This window comes from Mycobacterium sp. TH-M82 (genome assembly GCF_057473605.1).
Map to the genome: position 1 here is coordinate 1 of NZ_JBYCKY010000900.1, position 4602 is coordinate 4602.

The window sequence follows — 4602 nt, forward strand, 5'->3', positions numbered from 1 at the left end:
GCCGCCGCTGGCGCCGTTGCCGGTCACGTTGCCGCCGCCGCCGTCGCCGCCGTCACCGCCGTTACCGGCGCTGCCGCCGCTGGCGCCGCCGTCACCGCCGGCACCGCCGTTGCCGCCGACGGTGCTGTCCGCGCTGGTGCCGTCGGCGCCGGTGCTGCCCAGCAGGCTGCCCGTGCCACCGGCGCCGTCGGCACCGCCGGCGGCGCCGTTGCCGCCGGCACCGCCATCGCCGCCGTCGGGATTCGCGGTGGTGCCCTCGGCGCCGGCACCGCCGTTGCCGGCGGCGCCGGCCGTACCACCGTTGCCGCCGGCACCGCCACTGCCGAAGAGCGACTTCGCGGCGGTGCCGCCCGCGCCGCCGTCGCCGCCGGCGCCGCCGTTGCCGCCGGCGCCGCCGTCGCCGTTGCCGCCGTCGGCGAAGGTGCCGGTCGTGCCGGTGGCACCGGTCGCACCGTCACCGCCATCACCGCCGGCACCGCCGATCCCGAACAGCAGGCCCTTGGCGTCACCGCCGGCGCCACCGGCACCGCCAGACGCCGTGTCGCCACCGGCACTGCCGGCACCGCCCTCACCGCCGGCGCCACCGATACCCATGAACGAACCACCGGCACCGCCGGCACCGCCGTCAGCGCCGGCGCCACCGGTACCGCCGGCGCCGCCGTCACCGAAGAACCCCGCGGCCCCGCCGTTGCCACCGGCCTCACCGGCGTCGGTGCCGTTCCAGCCGGCCCCGCCGTCGCCGAGCAGCCAGCCGGCGGCACCACCATTGGGGTCCGCGGCCGTCCCGGCCGTGCCGTTGCCGATGACATAGGAGCCAAACGAGTTGATGACACCGTCGACCGCCTTCCCCACGTCGCTGGTGATCCAACTCTCGACAGCGGTGTGCAGTGGCTGATAGATGAGCTGGTTGACCAGCGTGGTCACATCCAACGGATTGGACGCCAGCGGCTCGGCGGCTGCCGGCAGCGCCGCGGCCGACGGATCCAACCAGGAAGCCCAGGCAGCAGAGTCGAGCCCGGCCGGATCCGCCACCGCGCCCGGATCGACAAGGTCAGCCAGCCAATCGAAATCCCAGAAGTCGGCGTGCGCCGGCGGCGCTGCAGCCAACGGTGTCATCCCGAGCGCCAGAAACATCCCCACCGCGCTGCCGGTACCGAGCACCCGGTTGCGGGCTCGATCGGCGAAGCGACCGTCCTGCGCGCGGTCGCGCTGACGAGCTGACATCGCTAACCCCCTGTCCTTTCGCCGAGTGACACTTGGACGGCGATACCCCGTGTAATCGCGAACTTCAGACCGTAGCCACCGACTCTAGTCACATAATCCGCGCTCGTTGACAGCGCCCTGAGGTGCTCTGAGGTATCGCCGGGCGTACGGAGCGCCCAGCCAACATGACGCCGCCGCCTCCCCTCCGCTGGCCTGACGGATGCCCTCAGCCGGCCGACACCGCCGCACCGGTGATCGCCACGGTGGCAGTCGAGCGCTGCGCCTTGCGGTAACCGGCGACCCGGTCCGCCGTCACCGCACCGAACGCACCCAGGGCTGTTCCGGCCAGGACGGACACCCCGGTGTGGGCCAGCACCACGAAGCCGAAGAGCGCCGACACCGCCAGCAGCAGGTACCGCAGCGGTGTCCACCGGACCGGCCCGCCGAGCCGGATGGCCACCAGCATGCCCAGCAGCAGCGCGACTGCGTGCCCGACGTCGGTGAACTCTGCGGCCAGCACCGAGGTGCCCGCCGCGACCGAGACCCACCAGCCGATCCAGGCCGGCCGCCAGCGCCCGGGAATGGCCGCGGTCAGCGCACCGAGCACCGCGGCGGCCCCGTAGCTCATTCCGACGTCACGCGCGAAGGCGACCGACCACGGCAGCCAGCCGAATCTGACCGCCACCGCCAGGCCCGCCGCCACCAGCAGGCTCGCCCCGATGTGACCGGTGGCGAAAACCACGGCCAGCCGGCCGCTGCGCCACAGCAGCTCGGCCAGCGCAAGCAGGCAGACCAGCCCGGGCAGCCACAGGTAGATCGGGCCGGCGTCGGCGACCAATGCGCTGCCCAGCAGGGTTCCCAGCCGTCCGTGGCGCAGATTGTCCAGGTTGGTGCTGGCCTGGCGGAAGACTTGATCCTGCACCCCGGGCCCCAGCGCCACCAGCATGGTGGCAACCGTCGCCAGTGTCACCGTGTAGGTGACGGTGAACCGGACCCGGGCCAGCCAGGACAACACACCCAGTAACATTCCCATAACAATACGCGTACGAATAGGCATCAGCGTAGGGCCATCACCCGCCAGGCCGCACCGCGCGCGCCGGCGCGCGCCGGACAATGATAGACAACGTTTGTTGTCACAATTATCGTGAAACCACGTCCGCCAGACAGGAGACGTCATGAAACCGGCACCCGCGACGTCCGTCAAACCAGTCGAGCTTGAGCCCACACGCACCGGCGAGGCACCGGACCCGGCGCCCGAGCCGCTCGGCTCCGACTCGCTGACCTGGAAATACTTCGGCGACATCCGCTCCGGCCTGATGGGCATGTGGATCGGTGCGATCGAGAACATGTACCCCGGCCTCGGCGCCGGCGTCGAGCAGCACTCCAGCCTCTGGCGCGAACCGCTGCAACGGGTGACCCGCTCGGTGTACCCGATCATGGGCGTGGTCTACGACGGCGAACGCGCCCGACAGACCGCCGAGGAGATGCGGGACTGGCATCACGACGTCAAGGGGTTCGACGCACAGGGCCGGCGTTATCACGCGCTGGACCCGGAGACGTTCTATTGGGCGCACGCGACGTTCTTCATGCTGGTGCTCAAGCTCGCCGAGTACTTCTCCGGCGGGCTGACCGAGGCGGAGAAGCAGCAGCTGTTCGACGAGCATGTGCAGTGGTACCGGATGTACGGCATGAGCATGCGCCCGGTGCCGAAGTCGTGGGAGGAGTTCTGCGAGTACTGGGATCGGGTCTGCCGTGACGAGCTCGAGCTGACCCCGGCCGCGCGGGACATCCTCTACATGCGGATCCCCAAGCCGTGGTTCGTACTGATGCCTACTTTTGCCTGGGACCAGTTGTTCAAGCCGTTCCTGGCTGGCCAGCGCTGGATCGCGGCCGGGCTGTTCGAGCCGGCGGTGCGGGAGAAAGCCGGGCTGCGCTGGACCGAGGGCGACGAGGTGCTGTTCCGGCTGATGGGCAAATGCATCCAGATCGCCTTTCACTTCGTCCCCGACGAGATCCGGCTGCACCCGCGCGCACTGGCCGGCTACCGGAGAGAGCGGGGCAAGATCTCGGCGGACGCGCCGCTGGTCGAGGCGCCGTGGTCCACGGCACCGCCGAAGGATTCCCGCGACAACGGAATGCACTATGTGCCGCCGCGCCAGAAATCCCTGATCGAGCTGGCCGGATCCCTGGTGCACAGCACGTTGTCATTGGCCGGATTGGCCAGAGCGCGTCGCCCGGCGCGGGCCGGCGCGGCCTGAGCCGGATTACCCGATAATGCCGGATCTGTGCACCCGTGCACTTTCATACAGGCAGATCGCCGCTGCCGCAGCCACATTGAGGCTTTCCGCGGTGCCGGGCATGGGGATCCGCACCCGATGGTCGGCGCCGGCCGCGGTGTCGGCCGACAGGCCGTGGGCTTCCGACCCGAACAGCCAGGCGCTGGGACGGGCGAGCAGCGGCCCGGCGTCGTCGAGGCACAGCTCGCCGTTTGGTGTGGCCGCCAGCACCTGCAGCCCGGCGCCGTGCAGCAGCGTCACAGCGGCGTCGGTGTCGGCGGCACCAGTGACGACCGGGATCGCGAAAATGCTTCCGGCCGAGGCGCGCAGGCATTTGCCGTTGTACGGGTCGACGCTGTGCCCGGTGAGGATCACCGCCGCGGCGCCCATCGCGTCGGCGATGCGGATCAACGCGCCCGCATTGCCCGGCTCGCTGATACCCACGCCGACGGCGACCAGGTTCGGTGCGCCGGCCAGCAGACGGTCCAGGTCGGGTTCGGGAAGCCGACATAGCGCGACCAGCCCCGACGGGGTCACCGTGTCGGACAGCGCCTTTGCGGCACGGTCGGACACCAGCGCAACGGGCACGTCCGGGCTGGCGAGCAGCGCGCCGTAGCGCTGCGCGGCCGCTTCGGTGACGAAGATCTCCCGCACCAGGCCGTGCCGTGCCGCCGCCTCGACCAGATTGGCGCCCTCGACGAGGAAACGCTGTGCGCGACGGCGCGCGACGTGCCGATGCAGTTTGACCGCTGCGCCCACCCGGGCCGAGCGTTCGGTCAGCATGCTCCGCAGACTCAGGCCGCCTCACCGGACGGTGCGTTGACGTCGTCGGGCAGTGCCGCCCGGGCCACCTCCACCAATGCGGTGAACGCCTGCGGGTCGCTGACCGCGACCTCCGCCAGGTTCTTGCGGTCCACTTCGACACCGGCGGCCTTCAGACCCTGGATCAGCCGGTTGTAGGTGATGCCGTTGGCTCGGGCTGCCGCATTGATCCGGGAGATCCACAGCTTGCGGAACTCGCCTTTACGGGCACGGCGGTCACGAAACGCGTAGTTCAGTGAGTGCAGTTGCTGCTCTTTGGCTTTGCGATACAGCCGGGACCGCTGGCCCCGATAGCCTCGGG

At 70.6% G+C, this 4602-nt stretch carries 5 protein-coding genes; 1 reads left to right on the forward strand and 4 read right to left on the reverse strand.

All coding sequences use genetic code 11. The annotated features are described in order from the left end of the window. On the reverse strand, positions 1 to 1224 hold a 1224-nt coding region (locus AC2VON_RS26220), incomplete at its 3' end, for a PGRS repeat-containing protein (protein ID WP_486955428.1). Between the two features lie 205 nt (positions 1225 to 1429). Beyond that, entirely contained in the window at positions 1430 to 2230 is an 801-nt protein-coding gene (locus AC2VON_RS26225) for a rhomboid-like protein (RefSeq protein WP_486955432.1), read from the reverse strand. Between the two features lie 148 nt (positions 2231 to 2378). On the opposite strand from AC2VON_RS26225, the gene AC2VON_RS26230 reads away from it, so the two are divergent. After that, positions 2379 to 3461 (forward strand): oxygenase MpaB family protein, encoded by a 1083-nt coding sequence (locus AC2VON_RS26230; RefSeq protein WP_486955429.1) that lies wholly within the window; start codon positions 2379 to 2381, stop codon positions 3459 to 3461. Positions 3462 to 3467: 6 nt separating this feature from the next. On the opposite strand, the gene AC2VON_RS26235 is transcribed toward AC2VON_RS26230, so the two are convergent. Beyond that, positions 3468 to 4262 carry a TrmH family RNA methyltransferase gene (locus tag AC2VON_RS26235; protein WP_486955430.1) on the reverse strand — a complete coding sequence of 265 codons (795 nt, stop codon included), beginning with the start codon at positions 4260 to 4262 and terminating at the stop codon, positions 3468 to 3470. Between the two features lie 11 nt (positions 4263 to 4273). After that, positions 4274 to 4602 (reverse strand): 50S ribosomal protein L20 (gene rplT / locus AC2VON_RS26240; protein ID WP_486955431.1); only part of this gene is annotated, 329 nt, incomplete at its 5' end.

Coding starts and splice junctions, on each gene's coding strand:
- AC2VON_RS26225 (WP_486955432.1), bottom strand. CDS start 2,230: ATGTTACTGGGTGTGTTGTCCTGGCTGGCCCGGGTCCGGTTCACCGTC.
- AC2VON_RS26230 (WP_486955429.1), top strand. CDS start 2,379: ATGAAACCGGCACCCGCGACGTCCGTCAAACCAGTCGAGCTTGAGCCC.
- AC2VON_RS26235 (WP_486955430.1), bottom strand. CDS start 4,262: ATGCTGACCGAACGCTCGGCCCGGGTGGGCGCAGCGGTCAAACTGCAT.